General features: G+C 67.2%; 27 protein-coding genes and 1 pseudogene. 25 read left to right on the plus strand and 3 right to left on the minus strand.

Annotation, left to right across the window (positions count from 1 at the left end):
- The first annotated feature begins 1 nt into the window (after position 1).
- From rplP to LDO11_RS03390, 22 genes and pseudogenes are all read left to right on the plus strand, one after another.
- Positions 2–415 (plus strand): 50S ribosomal protein L16, encoded by a 414-nt coding sequence (rplP, locus tag LDO11_RS03285; RefSeq protein ID WP_100322012.1) that lies wholly within the window; start codon positions 2–4, stop codon positions 413–415.
- Positions 415–618 carry a 50S ribosomal protein L29 gene (gene rpmC / locus LDO11_RS03290; protein ID WP_100322013.1) on the plus strand — a complete coding sequence of 68 codons (204 nt, stop codon included), beginning with the start codon at positions 415–417 and terminating at the stop codon, positions 616–618. Before rplP ends, rpmC begins: the two co-directional genes overlap by 1 nt.
- 11 nt (positions 619–629) lie before the next feature.
- Positions 630–896: a 30S ribosomal protein S17 gene (rpsQ, locus tag LDO11_RS03295; protein ID WP_100322014.1), complete on the plus strand. Its 267-nt coding sequence runs from the start codon at positions 630–632 to the stop codon at positions 894–896.
- A gap of 15 nt (positions 897–911) precedes the next feature.
- Entirely contained in the window at positions 912–1,280 is a 369-nt protein-coding gene (gene rplN / locus LDO11_RS03300; protein ID WP_100322015.1) for a 50S ribosomal protein L14, read from the plus strand.
- A gap of 15 nt (positions 1,281–1,295) precedes the next feature.
- Positions 1,296–1,613, plus strand: a complete 318-nt coding sequence (gene rplX / locus LDO11_RS03305; RefSeq protein WP_100322016.1) for a 50S ribosomal protein L24 — start codon at positions 1,296–1,298, stop codon at positions 1,611–1,613.
- Positions 1,614–1,624: 11 nt separating this feature from the next.
- Positions 1,625–2,167: a 50S ribosomal protein L5 gene (gene rplE / locus LDO11_RS03310; RefSeq protein WP_232140346.1), complete on the plus strand. Its 543-nt coding sequence runs from the start codon at positions 1,625–1,627 to the stop codon at positions 2,165–2,167.
- Positions 2,168–2,177: 10 nt separating this feature from the next.
- Positions 2,178–2,483, plus strand: a complete 306-nt coding sequence (gene rpsN / locus LDO11_RS03315; protein ID WP_129136520.1) for a 30S ribosomal protein S14 — start codon at positions 2,178–2,180, stop codon at positions 2,481–2,483.
- Positions 2,484–2,673: 190 nt separating this feature from the next.
- Positions 2,674–3,069 carry a 30S ribosomal protein S8 gene (gene rpsH / locus LDO11_RS03320; RefSeq protein ID WP_232140347.1) on the plus strand — a complete coding sequence of 132 codons (396 nt, stop codon included), beginning with the start codon at positions 2,674–2,676 and terminating at the stop codon, positions 3,067–3,069.
- A gap of 13 nt (positions 3,070–3,082) precedes the next feature.
- Positions 3,083–3,613: a 50S ribosomal protein L6 gene (rplF, locus tag LDO11_RS03325; protein WP_232140348.1), complete on the plus strand. Its 531-nt coding sequence runs from the start codon at positions 3,083–3,085 to the stop codon at positions 3,611–3,613.
- 86 nt (positions 3,614–3,699) lie between these two features.
- Positions 3,700–4,053, plus strand: a complete 354-nt coding sequence (gene rplR, locus LDO11_RS03330; RefSeq protein WP_232140349.1) for a 50S ribosomal protein L18 — start codon at positions 3,700–3,702, stop codon at positions 4,051–4,053.
- Positions 4,054–4,207: 154 nt separating this feature from the next.
- A complete protein-coding gene (gene rpsE / locus LDO11_RS03335; RefSeq protein ID WP_129136516.1) occupies positions 4,208–4,744 on the plus strand; it encodes a 30S ribosomal protein S5 in 537 nt (178 codons plus the stop codon).
- Positions 4,737–4,934: a 50S ribosomal protein L30 gene (gene rpmD / locus LDO11_RS03340; RefSeq protein WP_100322023.1), complete on the plus strand. Its 198-nt coding sequence runs from the start codon at positions 4,737–4,739 to the stop codon at positions 4,932–4,934. Before rpsE ends, rpmD begins: the two co-directional genes overlap by 8 nt.
- 5 nt (positions 4,935–4,939) lie before the next feature.
- Positions 4,940–5,383: a 50S ribosomal protein L15 gene (gene rplO, locus LDO11_RS03345; RefSeq protein WP_255683213.1), complete on the plus strand. Its 444-nt coding sequence runs from the start codon at positions 4,940–4,942 to the stop codon at positions 5,381–5,383.
- A 120-nt stretch (positions 5,384–5,503) separates the two neighbouring features.
- Positions 5,504–6,868 carry a preprotein translocase subunit SecY gene (gene secY / locus LDO11_RS03350; protein WP_435574591.1) on the plus strand — a complete coding sequence of 455 codons (1,365 nt, stop codon included), beginning with the start codon at positions 5,504–5,506 and terminating at the stop codon, positions 6,866–6,868.
- A gap of 324 nt (positions 6,869–7,192) precedes the next feature.
- On the plus strand, positions 7,193–7,549 hold the full coding sequence (gene rpsM / locus LDO11_RS03355) for a 30S ribosomal protein S13 (protein WP_100322026.1): 357 nt from the start codon (positions 7,193–7,195) through the stop codon (positions 7,547–7,549).
- A 9-nt stretch (positions 7,550–7,558) separates the two neighbouring features.
- The gene (gene rpsK, locus LDO11_RS03360; protein ID WP_024891209.1) at positions 7,559–7,951 is read left to right on the plus strand and encodes a 30S ribosomal protein S11; all 393 of its coding nucleotides are present in this window, start codon (positions 7,559–7,561) and stop codon (positions 7,949–7,951) included.
- Positions 7,952–7,966: 15 nt separating this feature from the next.
- The gene (gene rpsD / locus LDO11_RS03365) at positions 7,967–8,596 is read left to right on the plus strand and encodes a 30S ribosomal protein S4 (protein WP_129136513.1); all 630 of its coding nucleotides are present in this window, start codon (positions 7,967–7,969) and stop codon (positions 8,594–8,596) included.
- A gap of 158 nt (positions 8,597–8,754) precedes the next feature.
- Complete coding sequence (locus LDO11_RS03370) at positions 8,755–9,753, plus strand: DNA-directed RNA polymerase subunit alpha (protein WP_232140350.1); 999 nt, start codon at positions 8,755–8,757, stop codon at positions 9,751–9,753.
- Between the two features lie 265 nt (positions 9,754–10,018).
- Positions 10,019–10,405, plus strand: a complete 387-nt coding sequence (gene rplQ, locus LDO11_RS03375; RefSeq protein WP_100322030.1) for a 50S ribosomal protein L17 — start codon at positions 10,019–10,021, stop codon at positions 10,403–10,405.
- 123 nt (positions 10,406–10,528) lie between these two features.
- Positions 10,529–11,044, plus strand: a complete 516-nt coding sequence (locus LDO11_RS03380) for a disulfide bond formation protein B (RefSeq protein WP_232140351.1) — start codon at positions 10,529–10,531, stop codon at positions 11,042–11,044.
- Between the two features lie 49 nt (positions 11,045–11,093).
- A complete protein-coding gene (locus LDO11_RS03385; protein WP_164972187.1) occupies positions 11,094–12,488 on the plus strand; it encodes a class II 3-deoxy-7-phosphoheptulonate synthase in 1,395 nt (464 codons plus the stop codon).
- Between the two features lie 59 nt (positions 12,489–12,547).
- Positions 12,548–13,477 (plus strand): annotated as a pseudogene (locus LDO11_RS03390) (mechanosensitive ion channel family protein); the annotation flags it as partial.
- Here LDO11_RS03390 and LDO11_RS03395 read toward each other — a convergent pair.
- Genes LDO11_RS03395 through typA form a run of 3 tightly spaced genes read right to left on the minus strand, consistent with a single transcriptional unit; the run spans position 13,474 to position 16,414 of the window.
- A complete protein-coding gene (locus LDO11_RS03395; protein ID WP_232140352.1) occupies positions 13,474–13,980 on the minus strand; it encodes a DUF2127 domain-containing protein in 507 nt (168 codons plus the stop codon). The pseudogene LDO11_RS03390 and the gene LDO11_RS03395 sit on opposite strands and share 4 nt — an antisense overlap.
- Entirely contained in the window at positions 13,977–14,552 is a 576-nt protein-coding gene (locus tag LDO11_RS03400) for a 2'-5' RNA ligase family protein (protein WP_232140353.1), read from the minus strand. The genes LDO11_RS03395 and LDO11_RS03400 overlap by 4 nt, the downstream gene beginning before the upstream one ends.
- A gap of 14 nt (positions 14,553–14,566) precedes the next feature.
- A complete protein-coding gene (typA, locus tag LDO11_RS03405) occupies positions 14,567–16,414 on the minus strand; it encodes a translational GTPase TypA (RefSeq protein ID WP_129136506.1) in 1,848 nt (615 codons plus the stop codon).
- Between the two features lie 172 nt (positions 16,415–16,586).
- Here typA and LDO11_RS03410 point away from each other — a divergent pair, with 172 nt between their 5' ends.
- The 3 genes from LDO11_RS03410 to LDO11_RS03420 all read left to right on the plus strand — a co-directional run bounded on the left by LDO11_RS03410 (position 16,587) and on the right by LDO11_RS03420 (position 18,654).
- Entirely contained in the window at positions 16,587–17,081 is a 495-nt protein-coding gene (locus LDO11_RS03410) for a peptidylprolyl isomerase (protein ID WP_232140354.1), read from the plus strand.
- 189 nt (positions 17,082–17,270) lie between these two features.
- The gene (locus LDO11_RS03415; protein WP_129136504.1) at positions 17,271–17,627 is read left to right on the plus strand and encodes a glutaredoxin family protein; all 357 of its coding nucleotides are present in this window, start codon (positions 17,271–17,273) and stop codon (positions 17,625–17,627) included.
- Between the two features lie 40 nt (positions 17,628–17,667).
- Entirely contained in the window at positions 17,668–18,654 is a 987-nt protein-coding gene (locus LDO11_RS03420) for a malate dehydrogenase (protein WP_232140355.1), read from the plus strand.
- The last annotated feature ends 2 nt before the right edge of the window (positions 18,655–18,656 follow it).

Consider the following 18,656-nt stretch of genomic DNA (forward strand, 5'->3'; position numbering starts at 1 on the left):
CATGTTGCAACCCAAGCGAACCAAATACCGCAAGATGCACAAGGGCCGCAACGACGGCCTGGCCTGGAACGGCAACGCCGTGAGCTTCGGCGAATACGGCCTGCGTGCCACGCAGACCGGCCAGCTGACCGCGCGCCAGATCGAAGCCGGCCGCCGCACCATCAGCCGTCACGTCAAGCGTGGCGGCAAGATGTGGATCCGCGTCTATCCCGACAAGCCGATCACCAAGAAGCCCATCGAAGTGCGCATGGGCTCGGGCAAGGGCAGCGTGGAGTTCTGGGTGGCCCAGATCCAGCCCGGCCGGATGATCTTCGAGATCGAGGGCATCGACGAGGCGACCGCGCGTGAAGCGTTCCGCCTGGCCGCCGCCAAGCTTTCGGTCACCACCCAATTCGTGACCCGGACGGTGCGCTGATGGCTACGATCAAGGAACTGCGTGAGAAGTCGGTCGACGACCTCAAGGCCCACCTGCTCGAGCTGCACAAGGAGCAGTTCTCGCTGCGGATGCAGAAGGCCACCGGCCAGCTTGCAAAGAGCCACGAGGCCCGTCGCGTGCGTCGCGAGATCGCCCGCGTGCACACCGTGATCGGCCAGCTCGACGCTGGCGCGAAGAACTGAGGACGGCCGAGATGACCGACAACAACGAAAAGAAGCTGCGCACGGTCGAAGGCCGCGTCGTCAGCAACAAGATGGACAAGACCGTGACGGTCCTGGTCGAGCGGCAGGTCAAGCACGCGCTGTACGGCAAGTACATCCGCCGTTCGACCAAGCTGCATGCCCACGACGCCGACAATTCCTGCAACGAGGGCGACACCGTCCGCGTGGTGGAGATCGCGCCGATGTCCAAGACCAAGAACTGGCGCGTGGTCGAAATCATCACGCGCGCAGCGGAATAACGAGGAGCGCTGACCATGATCCAGATGCAAAGCCACCTCGATGTGGCCGACAACTCCGGCGCCAAGGAAGTGATGTGCATCAAGGTGCTCGGTGGCTCCAAGCGCCGTTACGCCGGCATCGGCGACATCATCAAGGTGTCCATCAAGGACGCCATCCCGCGCGGCAAGGTGAAGAAGGGCGAGGTGTACAACGCCGTCGTCGTCCGCACCCGCAAGGGCGTGCGCCGTCCGGACGGCTCGCTGATCCGCTTCGATGGCAACGCCGCCGTGCTGCTCAACAACAAGCACGAGCCGATCGGCACCCGCATCTTCGGGCCGGTCACGCGCGAGCTGCGCTCCGAGAAGTTCATGAAGATCGTCTCGCTCGCACCCGAAGTGCTGTGAGCGGAGGACAAGACAATGGCTAACCGTATCAAGAAGGGCGACCACGTCATCGTGACCGCCGGCAAGGACAAGGGCAAGAAGGGCGACGTGGTGCGCGTGATCGGCGACACGGTCGTCGTGTCCAACGTCAACATCATCAAGCGCCATACCAAGCCCAACCCGCAGGCCAACCAGCCAGGCGGCGTGATCGAGCGCGAAGCGCCGATCCATGTATCCAACGTGATGCCTTTCAACCCTGCCTCCGGCAAGGGCGAGCGCATCGGGACCAAGGTGCTGGAGGATGGACGCCGCATTCGCGTGTTCCGCTCCAGCGGTGAGGCGGTTGACGCCTGAGGAATGTTGAAATGACGACGCGTCTGGAAAAGTTCTACAAGGATGAGGTGGTGCCGAAGCTCATGGAGCAGTTCGGCTACGCCAACATCATGGAAGTCCCCAAGCTGGTGAAGATCACGCTCAACATGGGCGTGGGCGAGGCTGCCGCGAACAAGAAGGTGCTCGAGAACGCGACTGCCGACATGGCGAAGATCTCCGGTCAGAAGCCGCTGGTCACCAAGTCGCGCGTCTCGGTGGCATCGTTCAAGATCCGCGACGGCTGGCCGATCGGCTGCAAGGTCACCCTGCGCCGCAACCACATGTACGAGTTCCTGGACCGCCTGGTCAACGTCTCGCTGCCGCGCGTGCGCGACTTCCGTGGCGTGTCGGGCCGCTCGTTCGATGGCCGTGGCAACTACAACATGGGCGTGAAGGAGCAGATCATCTTCCCGGAAATCGACTTCGACCAGGTCGACGCGATCCGCGGCATGGATATCGCCATCACCACCACGGCGAAGACCGATGCGGAGGCCAAGGCCCTGCTCGAGGCCTTCCGCTTCCCGTTCCGGAACTGAGGAAACACTTATGGCAAAGACCTCCATGGTCAACCGCGAAGTCAAGCGGGCCAAGCTGGTGAAGAAGTACGCCGCCAAGCGCGATGAGCTCAAGAAGATCATCGCCAGCGACACGGCGAGCTACGAAGAGAAGATGGACGCGGTCACCCGCCTGCAGAAGCTGCCGCGCGATTCGTCGCCGGCCCGCCAGACCACGCGCTGCGCCCTGACCGGCCGTCCGCGCGCCGTCTACAGCAAGTTCGGCCTCGGCCGCAACATGCTGCGCAAGGCGACCATGAACGGTGACGTGCCCGGCCTGCGCAAGGCCAGCTGGTAACCGCCAGGCGCCGTCCGGTAACGGACGGCACTGTGGTCATCGCGTGTGCCGGTGCACAGCCGGTTGCATGCTGCTACAATGCCCGGCTCCCCGCCGTCTGCAGGGGGAGATCCCGCCTGCGTTCCGCGTGGCGGGCACAACCCAAGATTTCGCGAAAGCGGATATCGGTGCTACTCAAAGGTGAATACTCATGAGCATGACTGATCCCATCGCCGACATGCTGGTCCGCATGAAGAATGCGGCCGCGGTCGGCAAGCCGACGGTGAAGATGCCGTCGTCGAAGATCAAGACGGCGATCGCCAACGTCCTCAAGGACGAAGGCTACATCGCCGACTACCGCGTGACCGAGAACGGCGCCAAGGCCGAACTCCAGATCGAACTGAAGTACTACGCCGGCCGTCCGGTGATCGAGCGCATGCAGCGTTTCTCGCGCTCCGGCCTGCGGCAGTACCGCGGCAAGGACGAGCTGCCCAAGGTCCTCAACGGCATGGGCATCGCCATCATTTCCACCTCGAAGGGCATCATGACCGACTCGCAGGCGCGCCAGCAGGGCGTCGGCGGCGAAGTCCTGTGCTTCGTGGCATAAGGGAGAACAGCACATGTCTCGCGTCGCCAAGAAGCCGGTTGCCCTCCCGCAGGGCGTCGAACTCAACATCCAGGCCGACACCGTCGGCGTGAAGGGCCCCAAGGGCACCCTGTCCACCGCCAGGCCGGAAGGCGTGGAGATCAAGGTCGAGGACGGTCATGCCGTGCTCTCGCCGGTGGATCCGTCGTCGCACATGGCCATCACCGGCACGCTGCGCGCCATCATCGCCAACATGGTGCAGGGCGTGTCGCAGGGCTTCGAGCGCAAGCTCGAGCTGGTCGGCGTCGGCTACCGCGCCACCATGCAGGGCAAGGACCTGAGCCTGGCGCTGGGCTTCTCGCATCCGGTGGTGTTCCAGGCCCCGGAAGGCGTGTCCATCAGCACCCCGACCCAGACCGAAATCCTGATCACCGGTGCCGACAAGCAGGCCGTGGGTCAGGCTGCCGCCAAGATCCGCGGGTTCCGTCCGCCGGAGCCCTACAAGGGCAAGGGCGTGAAGTACTCCGACGAGACCGTCATCCGCAAGGAAGCCAAGAAGGCATAAGCCGGTCCCTGCGCACTGCCCGACCCGCCAGGGCCGGGCGTGCAACGGTCAAGCCGCGTCGATCCGCTTCCTAGAGAGAAACCACCATGGACAAGAAGAACGCCCGCCTGCGCCGTGCCAAGAGCACGCGCTCGCGCATCCGCGAACTCGGTATGCCGCGCCTGTCGGTGCTGCGCACCGGCCAGCACGTGTACGCGCAGCTGTTCAGCGCCGACGGTTCGAAGGTGCTGGCCGCGGCCAACACCACCCAGGCCGACGTGCGCGACGGCCTGACCAGCGCCAAGAACATCGAAGCCGCCGCCAGGGTCGGTCGTGCGATCGCCGAGAAGGCGCGTGCCGCCGGCGTCGAGAAGATCGCATTCGATCGTTCCGGCTACCGTTACCACGGTCGCATCAAGGCGCTCGCCGATGCCGCCCGCGAGGGTGGCCTGCAGTTCTGATCCACCCGGCCCGGGCCTGTCCCGGGTCACCGCCGCCGGCGTGGCCATACGCCGGGCGCCCTCCGTCTTCTGCACGGTCAGGCGCTGCACCGCACCAGCCCAACAACCATAAGCGGCCGCGAGCCGTACATTTCCCACATCAGGACGACACAACATGGCAAACGAAAGAGAATCCCGGGGCCGCGACCGCCGCGACCGCGAGGAGCAGGATGACGGCATGATCGAGAAGCTGATCGCGGTCAACCGCGTCAGCAAGACGGTCAAGGGCGGTCGCCAGTTCACCTTCACCGCGCTGACGGTGGTGGGTGACGGCAACGGCCGCGTCGGCTTCGGTTACGGCAAGGCGCGCGAAGTGCCGGTCGCGATCCAGAAGTCGATGGAATACGCCCGCAAGAACATGAGCAATATCGACCTCAACGGCGGCACGCTGTTCCACACGGTGAAGGCCGGCCACGGCGCCGCCCGCGTGTTCATGCAGCCGGCGTCCGAGGGTACCGGCGTGATCGCCGGCGGTGCGATGCGCGCCGTCCTGGAAGCCGTCGGCGTCAAGGACGTGCTGGCCAAGGCCGTCGGTTCGCGCAATCCGATCAACCTCGTGCGTGCCACGGTCCGCGGGCTGGAGTCGATGCAGTCGCCGTCCAAGATCGCGGCCAAGCGCGGCAAGAAGGTCGAGGAGATCCTCCATGGCTAAGAACGAAGCCGGCAACGGCACCGTCAAGGTGCGCCTGGTCAAGGGCCTTCGCGGCTCGCAGGCCAAGCACCGCCTCTCGGTTCGGGCTCTCGGCCTGAACAAGCTCAATGATGTCCGCGAACTCAAGGACAGCCCGCAGGTCCGTGGCCTGATCAACAAGGTCCACTACCTGGTCCGGGTCGAGGAGTAATCCAGATGAAGCTCAACACACTCAAGCCTGCTGAAGGCGCCCGCGCCGATCGCAAGCGCGTCGGTCGCGGTATCGGCTCCGGCCTCGGCAAGACTGCCGGTCGCGGCCACAAGGGTTCGTTCGCGCGCTCTGGCAAGGGCAAGATCAAGGCCGGTTTCGAGGGCGGCCAGATGCCCATGCACATGCGTCTGCCGAAGGTCGGCTTCCGCTCGCGCACCAAGGGCGACACCGCCGAAGTGATGCTGTACATGCTCGAGCGTCTCGAGGGCGATATCGACTTCGCCGCGCTGCGCGCCGCGAAGCTGGTGCCGTCGACCGCCAAGCGCGCCAAGATCGTGAAGAAGGGCGAGCTGTCGAAGAAGCTCGTGCTCAAGGGCGTGCTTGCCACGGCCGGTGCGCGTGCGGCGATCGAAGCCGCCGGCGGCACGGTCGAGGATCAGCCGGCCTGAGCCGGCAGCGCCAACTGCAGCAATGCGGCCGCCCGTTGAGGGCGGCCGTCGTCGTCGCGGAAGGCGGCCAGGTTTCGGGTCACAGTCACATGCGGTCAGATCGGCACAACGGAGCATTCGATGTCACGCAGCGCTAGCGCAATGGGCAATCTCGGCGCGGGCATGGGCAAGTTCACCGAGCTGCGCCAGCGCCTGCTGTTCGTCCTCGGTGCGCTGCTGGTCTACCGCATCGGCTGCTACATCCCGGTTCCGGGCGTCAACCCGGACGCCATGCTGCGCCTGATGGAACAGCAGCAGCAGGGCACCATCGTCGACATGTTCAACATGTTCTCCGGCGGTGCGCTGGAGCGTTTCAGCCTGTTCGCGCTGAACGTGATCCCGTACATCTCGGCGTCGATCGTCATGCAGCTGATGGTGCAGATCGTGCCCAGCCTCAAGGCGATCCAGAAGGAAGGCGAGTCCGGTCGCCGCCGGATCACGCAGTGGTCGCGCATCGGTGCGATTCCGCTGGCGATCTTCCAGTCGGCCGGCATCGCGATGGCGCTGCAGTCGCAGGGCGCCGGCAGCGGCATCCAGGTGGTCTACCAGCCGGGCATGGGCTTCGTGCTCACCGCCATCGTCGCGCTGACCGCCGGCACCATGTTCCTGGTCTGGCTGGGCGAGCAGGTGACCGAGCGCGGCATCGGCAACGGCGTGTCGCTGATCATCTTCGCGGGCATCGTGGCCGGCATTCCGGGCGCGGTCATCAGCACCTTCGAGCAGGCCCGCAACGGCGACATCAGCCCGATCGCGGTGATCCTGATCGCCGCTATCGTGCTGGTGTTCGTGTACTTCGTGGTGTTCGTCGAGCGCGGCCAGCGCCGGATCACGGTCAACTACGCGCGCCGCCAGGGCGGTCGCAATGCGTACATGAACCAGAGCTCCTTCCTGCCGCTCAAGCTCAACATGGCGGGCGTGATCCCGGCGATCTTCGCCTCGTCGATCATCATGTTCCCGGCCACGGTGTCGACCTGGTTCGGCCAGGCCGGCTCGGCCAACTGGTTGCAGCGCGCGGCGCAGGCACTGTCGCCAGGCGAGCCGCTCTACATCCTGCTGTATGCCGGGCTGATCGCGGGCTTCGCGTTCTTCTACACGGCGCTGGTGTTCAACAGCCAGGAAACCGCCGACAACCTGAAGAAGTCGGGCGCGCTGATCCCGGGCATCCGTCCCGGCAAGGCCACCGCCGATTACATCGATGGCGTGCTGACGCGGCTGACCGCTGCCGGCGCGACCTACCTGGTCATCGTCTGCCTGCTGCCCGAGTTCCTGCGGGCCGAGCTGGGGACTTCGTTCTACTTCGGCGGCACCTCGCTGCTCATCGTGGTGGTCGTGGTGATGGACTTCATCGCCCAGCTGCAGGCCCACCTGATGTCGCACCAGTACGAGAGCCTGCTGAAGAAGGCCAACCTGAAGGGTGGTCGCGGCGGTGGGCTGAGCGCCCGCTGACGACAACACAGATCGCACGCGGGCCGCTCAGGCGGCCTGCATGGACCGGGGCCTCGTCCCGGTCCGGATGGGCGACCCGGGCGGCAGTCCCGCGCACGGGTGGTCCAGGGCCGGTTCCCTGCTTGAGTGGCAGGGAGGGCCGCAGGCGCTTGCGCCGGCGACCAGTCCTGGGCCTTCGCCGGAGCATGGGCACACTCCCCATGCCGGAGTCCTGGCCGCTTTTGGCCGGGGCTTCCTGACAACCCGGGACTTTGATACAATTTCTTGTTCACTGCGCCGCGCGCCCGCATGGGTCCGGCCGCCTAACCAGTTGGAGATCGCGTCATGGCGCGTATTGCGGGCGTCAACCTGCCTGCCCAGAAGCATGTCTGGGTCGGGCTTCAGAGTATCTACGGCATCGGCCGTACCCGTTCGAAGAAGGTCTGTGACGCCGCGGGTGTCGACCAGACGACCCGGATCGTCGACCTGACCGAGCCGGAAGTCGAGCGCCTGCGCTCGGAGATCGGCAAGTACGTGGTGGAGGGTGACCTGCGCCGCGAGACCGGCATGGCGATCAAGCGCCTGATGGACCTGGGTAGCTATCGTGGCCTGCGCCACCGTCGCGGCCTGCCGCTGCGCGGCCAGCGCACCCGGACCAACGCCCGGACCCGCAAGGGCCCGCGCAAGGCCATCAGGAAGTAAGGAACAGACATGGCAAAGCCGGCTGCTACCAAGACCAAGAAGAAGATCAAGCGCGTCATCACCGATGGCGTCGCCCACGTCCACGCTTCTTTCAACAACACCATCGTCACCATCACCGATCGCCAGGGCAATGCACTGTCGTGGGCGACCTCGGGCGGCGCGGGCTTCCGCGGTTCCCGCAAGTCGACCCCGTTCGCTGCCCAGGTTGCCGCCGAGAAGGCCGGCCGCGCTGCGCTCGACTACGGCGTGAAGTCGCTGGAAGTGCGCATCAAGGGCCCCGGCCCGGGTCGCGAGTCCGCCGTGCGTTCGCTCAACAACGTCGGCTACAAGATCACCAACATCATCGACGTGACGCCCATCCCGCACAACGGGTGCCGTCCGCCGAAGAAGCGTCGCGTCTAAAGGGAGCGATAAGAAATGGCTCGTTATATCGGTCCTACCTGCAAGCTCGCGCGCCGCGAAGGCGCCGACCTGTCGCTCAAGAGCCCGGCCCGCGCGCTGGACTCGAAGTGCAAGCTGGAGCAGAAGCCCGGCCAGCACGGCGCCACCGCCCGCAAGGGCAAGCTGTCCGACTACGCCACCCAGCTTCGCGAGAAGCAGAAGGTCAAGCGTATCTACGGCCTGCTGGAGCGCCAGTTCCGCAACTACTACAAGAAGGCGACCACCAAGAAGGGCAACACGGGTGAGAACCTGCTGCAGCTCCTCGAGACCCGCCTGGACAACGTCGTCTACCGCATGGGCTTCGCGGTGACCCGCCCGGCCGCGCGCCAGCTGGTGTCGCATCGCGGCGTCACGGTGAACGGCAAGCCGGTCAACCTGCCGTCGTACCAGGTCAAGGCGGGCGACGCGATCGCGCTGTCGGAGAAGGCCCAGAAGCAGCTCCGCGTCAAGGAAGCCCTCGAGGTGTCCTCGCAGATGGATCTGTCGCCGTCGTGGGTCGAGGTCGACTCCGGCAAGTTCGCCGGCGTGTTCAAGGCCGTTCCGGCCCGTGGCGACCTGCCTGCCGACATCAACGAAGCGCTGATCGTCGAGCTGTACTCGAAGTAAGCGGGGCGAATCGCCACCGGCGCCGGTGGCCGTTGCCCCCGGCGCGAAGCAACCCCACCCCGGCCGGCGCCTCGCGCCGGCCGCCCCCTTGTCGAAAGGGGGCTCCAAGAGCCTCGTCCGTGTCGCAATGACGCGGGCACCGCAGGAGAAGCTATCTAATGACGGTTACTGCCAACCAGGTCCTGCGCCCGCGCGCTCCGCAAATCGAGCGTCTCGCCGGCAATCGTGCCAAGGTCGTGATCGAACCGCTCGAGCGTGGCTACGGCCATACGCTCGGCAATGCCCTGCGCCGCGTGCTGCTGTCGTCGATTCCCGGCTTCGCCATCACCGAGGTCGAGATCGACGGCGTGCTCCACGAGTACAGCGCGATCGAAGGCCTGCAGGAAGACATCCTCGAGGTGCTGTTGAACCTCAAGGACGTCGCCATCCGCATGGGAACCGGCGAGAGCGCGACGCTGTCGCTGTCGAAGTCGGGCGCCGGTGTCGTCACCGCCGCTGACATCAAGACCGACCACAACGTCGAGATCATCAACGGCGAGCACGTGATCTGCAACCTGACCAAGGATGCGGCGATCAACATGCGCCTGAAGATCGAGCGCGGTTTCGGCTACCAGCCGGCGGCTGCGCGTCGTCGTCCGGATGAAGAGACCCGCACCATCGGCCGGCTGATGCTGGACGCCTCGTTCTCGCCCGTGCGCCGCGTGGCGTACGAAGTCGAGGCCGCGCGCGTCGAGCAGCGCACCGACCTCGACAAGCTGGTCCTCGACATCGAGACCAACGGCACGATCGACGCCGAGGAAGCCGTGCGCACCGCCGCCGACATCCTCACCGACCAGCTGTCGGTGTTCGGCGACTTCACCAACCGCGACCGCGGTGCGGCGAAGCAGCAGACCGCCGGTGTCGATCCGCTGCTGCTGCGCCCGATCGACGATCTGGAGCTGACGGTGCGTTCGGCCAACTGCCTCAAGGCCGAGAGCATCTACTACATCGGCGACCTGATCCAGAAGACCGAAGTCGAGCTGCTGAAGACCCCGAACCTCGGCAAGAAGTCGCTGACCGAGATCAAGGAAGTCCTCGCACAGCGTGGCCTGTCGCTGGGCATGAAGCTGGAGAACTGGCCGCCGGCCGGCGTTGCCAGCCACGGCATGCTCGGCTGACCGGTGCGTCCAGCCGGTGCCTGACGGGCACCGGCCGGACATTCGGTGCCCGTGCCGGCACCGACACCGCGGTTGATCGAAGCAGGAAACGGCGGCGTCCATGGATGCCGCAGGATGCAGAAGCACCACATGTCGACGGCCCAAAGGCACGCGACGACGCCGGGAACGGAGTTCCGGCACGGACCATCCGCAGTCCAGGTTCCAACGCCATGACGGCGACAGTGCAACCCACAGACCCAGTATTCAGACCTGAAGGATCCTACCCATGCGCCACCAGAAAGCCGGTCGCAAGTTCAACCGCACCAGCGCCCACCGCGAGGCGATGTTCAAGAACATGGCGGCATCGCTGTTCAAGAACGAGCTGATCAAGACCACCCTGCCCAAGGCCAAGGAACTGCGCCGCATTGCCGAGCCGCTGATCACCATGGCCAAGGTCGATGGCGTCGCCAACCGCCGCCTCGCGTTCGCGCGTCTGCGCGACAAGGAAGCGGTGGGCAAGCTGTTCGTCGAGCTGGGCCCGCGCTACCAGGCGCGCCCGGGCGGCTACCTGCGCATCCTCAAGTGCGGTTTCCGTGCCGGCGACAACGCGCCGATGGCCTATGTCGAGCTGGTCGACCGCCCGCAGGCGGCTGCCGGCGCCGACGAGGCGTAAGACAGGCATCCGCCTGGCGATTCCCGAGAAACCCCGGTCCAGACCGGGGTTTTTTGTTATGGTTCCGCGCTTCACCGGTCGTGGCCTGCCCGTGACCGCGGCGCCTCAGCCAACAGGGCCATCATGGGTAGCAACCCCTTCGCCTGGTCGTTCCGGGCACAGTTCCTCACCGCGTCCGCCATCTGCTTCGCGCTGGTGGGATTCGCGATCTTCTCGCAGCTGCAATGGGGCCTGGAGCCCTGTCCGCTGTGCATCTTCCAGCGCGTCGCCTTCATCGCGCTCGGCATCGTGCTGCTGGTGGGCGGGCTCGCCGCACCGCGTGGCGCGGGCTGGCGACGGGGGTGGGGCATGCTCGCGCTGCTGGCGGCGGCCGTGGGCGCGGCGATTGCCGGCCGCCATACCTGGCTGCAGCTCAACCCGCCGGAGGTTCCCGCCTGCGGGCCGCCGTTCGAGTTCCTGCGCGACACCCTGTCGACCACCAGCCTGATCCGCCGGGTCATGACCGGCACCGGTGACTGCGGCAATGTCGACTGGACGTTCCTGGGGCTGTCGATGCCGGCGTGGAGCCTGCTGTGGTTCGTGCTGCTGGCCGTCTGGGCGCTGTATGCCGCGTTCCGTCGCCGGTCGCGGCGAAATTGACCCGATGCGTCGCTCTGGCATCATGAGTGCCCACGCAACAGGACATCCGATGGTCTCCCCCGAACGCAACCTGATGCCGGTGCAGCTGGCCGATGACTGGCAGCCCGGCAGCTGGCGCGACCGCCCGGCATTGCAGATGCCGCACTATGCCGATGCCGAGACGCTGGCGGTGGTGCAGGAAGAACTGCGCGCGTTGCCGCCGCTGGTCACGTCATGGGAGATCCTCGCCCTCAAGCAGCAGATCGCCGATGCGCAGGAGGGCCGCCGCTTCCTGCTGCAGGGCGGCGAGTGCGCGGAGAACTTCGCCGACTGCACCTCCGAGGTCATCTCCAACCGCCTCAAGGTGCTGCTGCAGATGAGCCTGGTGCTCGTGCATGGCCTGCGCCTGCCGGTGGTTCGCGTGGGCCGCTTCGCCGGGCAGTACGCCAAACCGCGTTCGACCGATACGGAAGCCCGCGACGGCGTGACCCTGCCGAGCTATCGCGGCGACATGATCAACGGCCCGGCCTTCACCGCGCAGGACCGCGCGCCGGACCCGCGGCGCATGGTCAAGGCGCACGCGCGTTCGGCCCTGACGATGAACTTCACCCGGTCGCTGATCGATGGCGGTTTTGCCGATCTCCACCACCCGGAGTACTGGAACCTGGGCTGGATGGGGCATTCGCCGCTGGCGGCCGAATACCAGCACATGGTCGCGAGCATCGGCGACGCGGTGCGCTTCATGGAGACACTGTCGGGCAGCGAGGTGCACAACCTCAACCGCGTCGACTTCTACACCTCGCACGAAGCGCTGCTGCTGCCCTACGAGGAGGCGTTCACCCGCCAGGTGCCCCGGCAGTGGGGCTGGTTCAACCTCAGCACCCATTTCCCGTGGATCGGCATGCGCACGGCGGCGCTGGATGGCGCGCATGTCGAGTACTTCCGTGGCATCCGCAATCCGATCGCGGTCAAGGTCGGCCCGACGGTGACGCCTGATCAGCTGATGCGACTGATCGACGTGCTCAACCCGCACGACGAGCCGGGCCGGCTGGGCCTGATCCATCGCATGGGCGACCGCGAGATCGCACAGAAGCTGCCGCCGCTGCTCGACGTGGTGAAGCGCGAAGGGCGGCGCGTGCTGTGGATCTGCGATGCGATGCACGGCAATACCGAGTCGACCAGCAACGGCTACAAGACGCGGCGCTTCGAACGCATCCGCAACGAGCTCGACCAGGCCTTCGACCTGCACGCGGCCGCCGGCACGCGACTGGGCGGTGTGCATCTCGAGCTGACCGGCGAGGACGTCACCGAGTGCACCGGTGGCGCGCGTGACCTCACCGAGGTCGACCTCGGCCGGGCCTACCGTTCCGCCGTGGATCCGCGCCTGAACTACGAGCAGGCGCTGGAGATCGCGATCGCGATCGTGCGCAAGCAGGGTTCGCTGGCACAGCCGCTGGTGCGCTGACAGCGCACGCTCGACCCCAGGTCGGCGACGGCCTGCGGCGTGCGCGATGCAGGGTGGCGGCCACGCCGCTCCCCGATGTGTGGATCGACCGGATCCAGCATCTGCTGGGTGTCGGCGGGCTCGCCTGCGTGACCTGGGCGCTGGTGCGCGGCGTGGGCGCGATCGAGCAGCGCATCATCGCGCGCAACCCCGTCGACGTCGTCGACAACCTGCATGCACGACGCATCCAGACACAGACCCGGGTGATCGGCCGCGCGGTGCAGATCGGCATCATGCTGGTCGGGCTGGCGGTGATCCTGATGACCTTCCCGACCATCCGCCAGGTGGGCGCCGCGCTGCTGGCGTCCGCGGGCCTGGTGGGCGTGGTCGCGGGTTTCGCGGCGAAGCCCGTGTTCGGCAACCTGATCGCCGGCCTGCAGATCGCCATCACCCAGCCGATCCGCCTCGACGACGTGGTGATTGTCGAGGGCGAGTGGGGTCGCATCGAGGAGATCACCAGCGCCTACGTGGTGGTGCGGATCTGGGACCAGCGTCGGCTGGTGGTGCCGCTGCAGTGGTTCATCGAGAACCCGTTCCAGAACTGGACCCGCAGCAGCGCGGAGATTCTCGGCCCGGTGTACGTGTGGCTCGACCACGGCACGCCGCTGCAGGCCGTGCGCGACGAGCTGCAGCGGATCTGCCAGTCCGACCCGCGCTGGGACGGACGCGTCTGCGTGGTGCATGTCGACGACCTGCAGCCGGATGCGATGAAGGTGCGCCTGCTGGTCAGTGCGCGCAATTCCGGCGACGACTACGACCTGCGTGCCGCGGTGCGCGAGCGGATGATGGACTTCCTGCGTCGCGAGCATCCGCGGTCGCTGGCGCGCCGGCGCACCGAACTGGGTGGCACGCTCGCCATGGCCAGGCACGGTGCCGGCGGGTCGGCGGATCACGACGAGGTCGCCGATTCCGCGAACACCGGCTCGCCGCAGGCCTCGCCGCCGCCCTAGCCGGCGCGCGCTGCCTGCACGCGCATGCGCCGCAGGCAGTCGCGCCCCAGCACCCAGACCACGGCGAGGTTGATCGCCAGCACGGTGGCAGGAAGCCAGCCGGGATGGCGCCAGAGTTCGCGCAGTTCGATCGGCAGGTACATCGCGGCACCGATGCAGCCCAGCCAGGACGCCCAGCCACGTGCACGCCACAGGCCCCAGGCCTCGACGAAGCGCACCGCTGCGTAGAGCAGCAGCACCACCAGCACGAGGTCGAGGGTGCCGGCATCGAACACGCGCTCCAGCCAGGCCACCCGATCGCGGTCGAGCGGTGCGCCGACACGCGCGGCGAGTGATTCGGCCAACCGCTGCAGTTGCGGCGCGCCCAGCCAGCCGAGCGCGCCCGCCGCCAGCAGGGCGGCCACGCCCTTGCCGGCCTCGAACACCGCCACCGCACGCAACGGGGCGGCGGGTGATGGCGGCGCCGTGTCGGCGGGTCCGCCGGTGGCGGTCCCGGTGCTCATCGTGGGTGCGCGTCGGACGACATGCAGGGTGGCTCGGCCAGAGGCCACCATTGCAGGCTGTCGTAGCGGCCGGGCGCGGTGCGTGCGAGCGACAGGCTGCCAAGGCAGGCATCGATCGGCAGCGGCAGCACGCCCGGTGCAGGCGTCGCCAGGCCGGCCGCGGACTGCCCCCTGGGCAGATAGGCGAGGGTGATGTGCGGGCGCGGCCGCCGTGGTTCCGGCGCATGGCCGCAGGCCACTGCCACCGCATCCAGCGCGGCGAACAGCTCGTCGAGCGCATCCGATGGCGCAGGGCGCGCGACCAGCACGTCGGCACCCGGCCAGCTTTCCAGCCGTCCCAGCTGCACAGGCAGGCGTGGCGTGCGCGCAGCGAGGTCGGCCAGTGCCGCGTACAGCGGCGCCGGGTCGTCGGGCAATCCTTCCGCCAGGTAACGCAGCGTCATGTGCAGTTGCGCGCGCCGGCGCAACTGCAGTGGCGGCATCGCCGGGAACGCCCCGGGCAATGCCGCACACAGTGCCTCCAGCGCATCGAGCGTGTCGGCATCCGGCAGCCAGGCGATGAAGTCGCTCATGGCCGTGGCCGGGATCAGGCGGCGCGGCTGGCGCGCTTGCGGTCCACTTCGGAGCGGTGCTTCTTGCGCAGGCGGATCGCCTTCGGCGTGACCTCGACCAGCTCGTCGTCGTCGATGAACTCCAGCGCCTGCTCCAGCGAGAACTTGATCGCCGGGATCAGGCCTTCGTCGTCATCCTTGCCGGAGGCGCGGAAGTTGGTCAGCTGCTTGCCGCGCAGCGCATTGACGGTGAGGTCGTTGTCCTTGGCGTTGATGCCGACGATCTGGCCTTCGTAGATCTCTTCGCCCGGCTCGATGAAGAGCCGGCCGCGTTCCTGCATCGCCATCTGCGCGTACGCAGGCGACGGGCCGGTGCCGTTGGAGATCAGCACGCCGTTGTTGCGCTGGCCGATGTCGCCATCAGCCTTCGGGCCGTAGTGGTCGAACACGTGGAACAGCAGGCCGGTGCCGGCGGTCAGCGTCTTGAATTCGGTCTGGAAGCCGATCAGGCCGCGCGCCGGGATGATGTAGTCCAGGCGCACGCGGCCCTTGCCGTCGGGCTCCATGTTCTGCAGCAGCGCCTTGCGCTCGCCCAGCCGGCCCATGACGCCGCCCTGGTACTGCTCGTCCATGTCGACGACCAGCGCCTCGTACGGCTCCTCGACCTTGCCATCGACCTCGCGGATGATCACTTCCGGGCGCGACACCGCAAGTTCGTAACCCTCGCGGCGCATGTTCTCGATCAGGATCGACAGGTGCAGCTCGCCGCGGCCGGAGACCTTGAACTTGTCGGCGTCGGCGGTGTCCTCGACCTTGAGCGCCACGTTGTGCGCGGTCTCGCGGGTGAGGCGGTCGCGCAGCTGACGGCTGGTGAGGAACTTGCCGCCGGAGCGGTCCTTGACGCCTGCGAACGGCGAATCGTTGACCTGGAAGGTCATCGAGATCGTCGGCTCGTCGACCTTGAGCACCGGCAGCTGCTCGACCGCGGACGGGTCGCACAGGGTGTCGGAAATGCCCAGCCCCTCGATGCCCGAGAACGCGATGATGTCGCCGGCCTGTGCTTCCGGGACCTCGACGCGCTCGAGACCCATGAAGCCCAGCACCTGGAGCACCTTGGCGTTGCGGCGGCTGCCGTCGGCGGCCACCACGGTCACCTGCTGGTTGGTCTTCACCTTGCCGCGCTGGATGCGGCCGATGCCGATCACGCCGACGTAGTTGTTGTAGTCCAGCGAGGTCACGCGCATCTGGAACGGGCCGTCCGGATCGACCGGCGGCGCCGGCACGTGCTGGCAGATGGCATCGAACAGCGGGGTCATGTCGCCGCTGCGGACATCATCGGTGAGCCCCGCATAGCCCTGCAGGCCGGATGCATACACCACCTGGAAGTCGAGCTGGTCGTCGTTGGCGCCGAGACGGTCGAACAGGTCGAAGGTCTGGTCCAGCACCCAGCTCGGGCGCGCACCGGGGCGGTCGACCTTGTTGACCACCACGATCGGCTTGAAGCCCATCGCGAAGGCCTTCTGGGTCACGAAGCGGGTCTGCGGCATCGGCCCGTCCATCGCGTCGACCAGGATCAGCACCGAGTCGACCATCGACAGCACGCGCTCGACCTCGCCGCCGAAATCGGCGTGGCCCGGGGTGTCGACGATGTTGATGCGCCACACCTCCCCGGTCTGCGGATGGGTCCAGCGGATGGCGGTGTTCTTCGAGAGGATGGTGATGCCACGCTCCTTCTCGATGTCGCCACTGTCCATCACCCGGTCGGGGACGACCGCGCGCTCGTCCAGGGTTCCGGACGTCTTCAGCAGCTGGTCGACGAGGGTGGTCTTGCCGTGGTCGACGTGGGCGACGATGGCGATGTTGCGCAAGCGTTCGATGGACATATGGCGGGCACAGTGGAGCGGGCGCCGTTGCGGGGCAGGGCGCGAGGCTCGTGGGAAGGAAGCCGGGTATCATATACCGGCAGGTGCCGTCGATGCTGCAGGCGGTCCCGATCCCCGCATTCACCGTTCACGCAGGCGCCGAAGGCGGCTGCCCCTTCACAAGGATTCCCCCATGTCCCTGCACGCCCTGTTCGACACCGACCGTGGCCAGATCAAGGTCGAGCTGTTCGCTGAAAAGGCCCCGCTGACCGTGGCCAACTTCGTCTACCTCGCCCGCCGCGGCTTCTACGACGGCCTCTCGTTCCATCGCGTCATCGCCGATTTCATGATCCAGGGCGGTTGCCCCGAGGGCAGCGGCCGCGGCGGCCCCGGCTACCGCTTCGAGGACGAGACCGGCAACGGTGTCAAGCATGACCGCGGCGTGCTGTCGATGGCCAATGCCGGCCCGAACACCAATGGCAGCCAGTTCTTCATCACCCACATCAAGACCGACTGGCTGGACGGCAAGCACACCGTGTTCGGCAAGGTCGTGGAAGGCCTCGACGTGGTCGACGCGGTCAAGCAGGGCGACGCCATCAAGTCGGTGAAGATCGAAGGCGACGCCGATGCGGTGCTGGCGGCGAACGCGGGGCGCGTTGCCGAGTGGAACAAGATCCTCGCCGCCTGAGTGCGGCCGGCCTGTCGGGGCGGCCATGCCCCGACGGGTGGTAAAATCGCCAGCCCGCCGCGCGCCGCGCCGGGCTGGCTTACGACCTTTCAGATGCCGCAGACGATTCCATCGATCGCCGATTTCGCGCCTGCGCATTGCGCACGTGCCGCCGCCGCCCGGGCCCCGCGCCCGCTGCTGGGCTGATCGATGCGCTGGCCGGTGCTGCTGCTGTTGCTTGCCGCCGCCGGCGCCTGGCACCACTTCCAGCGCGATGCGGAACCCGCGTTGCATCCGGATGATCCGCGCATCGGCACCGCCGACGACCGCATCGTGATGCTGGCCGCGGAGTGGTGCGGCTACTGCCGCAGGCAGCAGAGCGATTTCGAACGCGCGAACGTGCGCTACCGCGTGCTCGACGTCGACACCCCCGAAGGCGACCGCGCGATGCAGGCGATCGGTGCGCGCGGCGTCCCCACCACGATCATCGGCCAGCAGGTCGTGCGCGGCTACGACACCGCCGCCCTCGACCAGGGCCTGCGCAAACTCGGCTATCGCGTGTACTGACGCGTCTGCCGCTCCCACTGCAACCAGAGGATTCCACGCAATGAAGACCCCCGTCCGAGTCGCCGTTACCGGTGCCGCAGGCCAGATCGGCTACGCGCTGCTGTTCCGCATCGCCTCCGGCGAGATGCTGGGCCGTGACCAGCCCGTCATCCTGCAGATGCTCGAGCTGCCGATGGAAAAGGCCCAGGCCGCGCTCAAGGGCGTGATGATGGAGCTCGAGGACTGCGCGTTCCCGCTGCTGGCGGGCATGGTCGGCACCGATGACCCGGAAGTGGCCTTCAAGGACGCCGACGTGGCGCTGCTGGTCGGCGCGCGTCCGCGCGGCCCGGGCATGGAGCGCAAGGACCTGCTGCTGGAGAACGCCAAGATCTTCACCGCCCAGGGCGCGGCGCTGAACAAGGTCGCCAGCCGCGACGTCAAGGTGCTGGTGGTCGGCAACCCGGCCAACACCAATGCCTACATCGCCATGAAGTCGGCGCCGGACCTGAAGCCTGAAAACTTCACCGCGATGCTGCGCCTGGATCACAACCGCGCGCTGAGCCAGCTGGCGACGAAGCTCGGCAAGCCGGTCGGCGGCATCGAGAAGCTGGTCGTCTGGGGCAACCACAGCCCGACCATGTACCCCGACTACCGCTTCGCCACCGCCGACGGTGCGTCGATCGGCGATGCGATCAACGACCAGGAATGGAACGCGAACACCTTCATTCCGACCGTCGGCAAGCGCGGCGCGGCGATCATCGAGGCGCGCGGGCTGTCGTCGGCCGCTTCGGCCGCGAATGCCGCGATCGACCACATCCGCGACTGGGTGCTCGGCTCGAACGGCAAGTGGGTGACCATGGGCGTGCCGTCGGACGGCAGCTACGGCATCCCGGAGGGCGTCATGTTCGGCTTCCCGGTCACCACCGAGAACGGCCGCTACACGATCGTGCAGGACCTGCCGATCGACGACTTCAGTCGCTCCTACATCGACAAGACGCTGGCCGAGCTCGAGGAAGAGCGCAGCGGCGTGGCCCATCTGCTGGGTTGATG

The sequence above is a fragment of the Alterluteimonas muca genome, from assembly GCF_021191595.1.
In the GTDB taxonomy this organism is placed as follows: domain Bacteria; phylum Pseudomonadota; class Gammaproteobacteria; order Xanthomonadales; family Xanthomonadaceae; genus Luteimonas; species Luteimonas muca.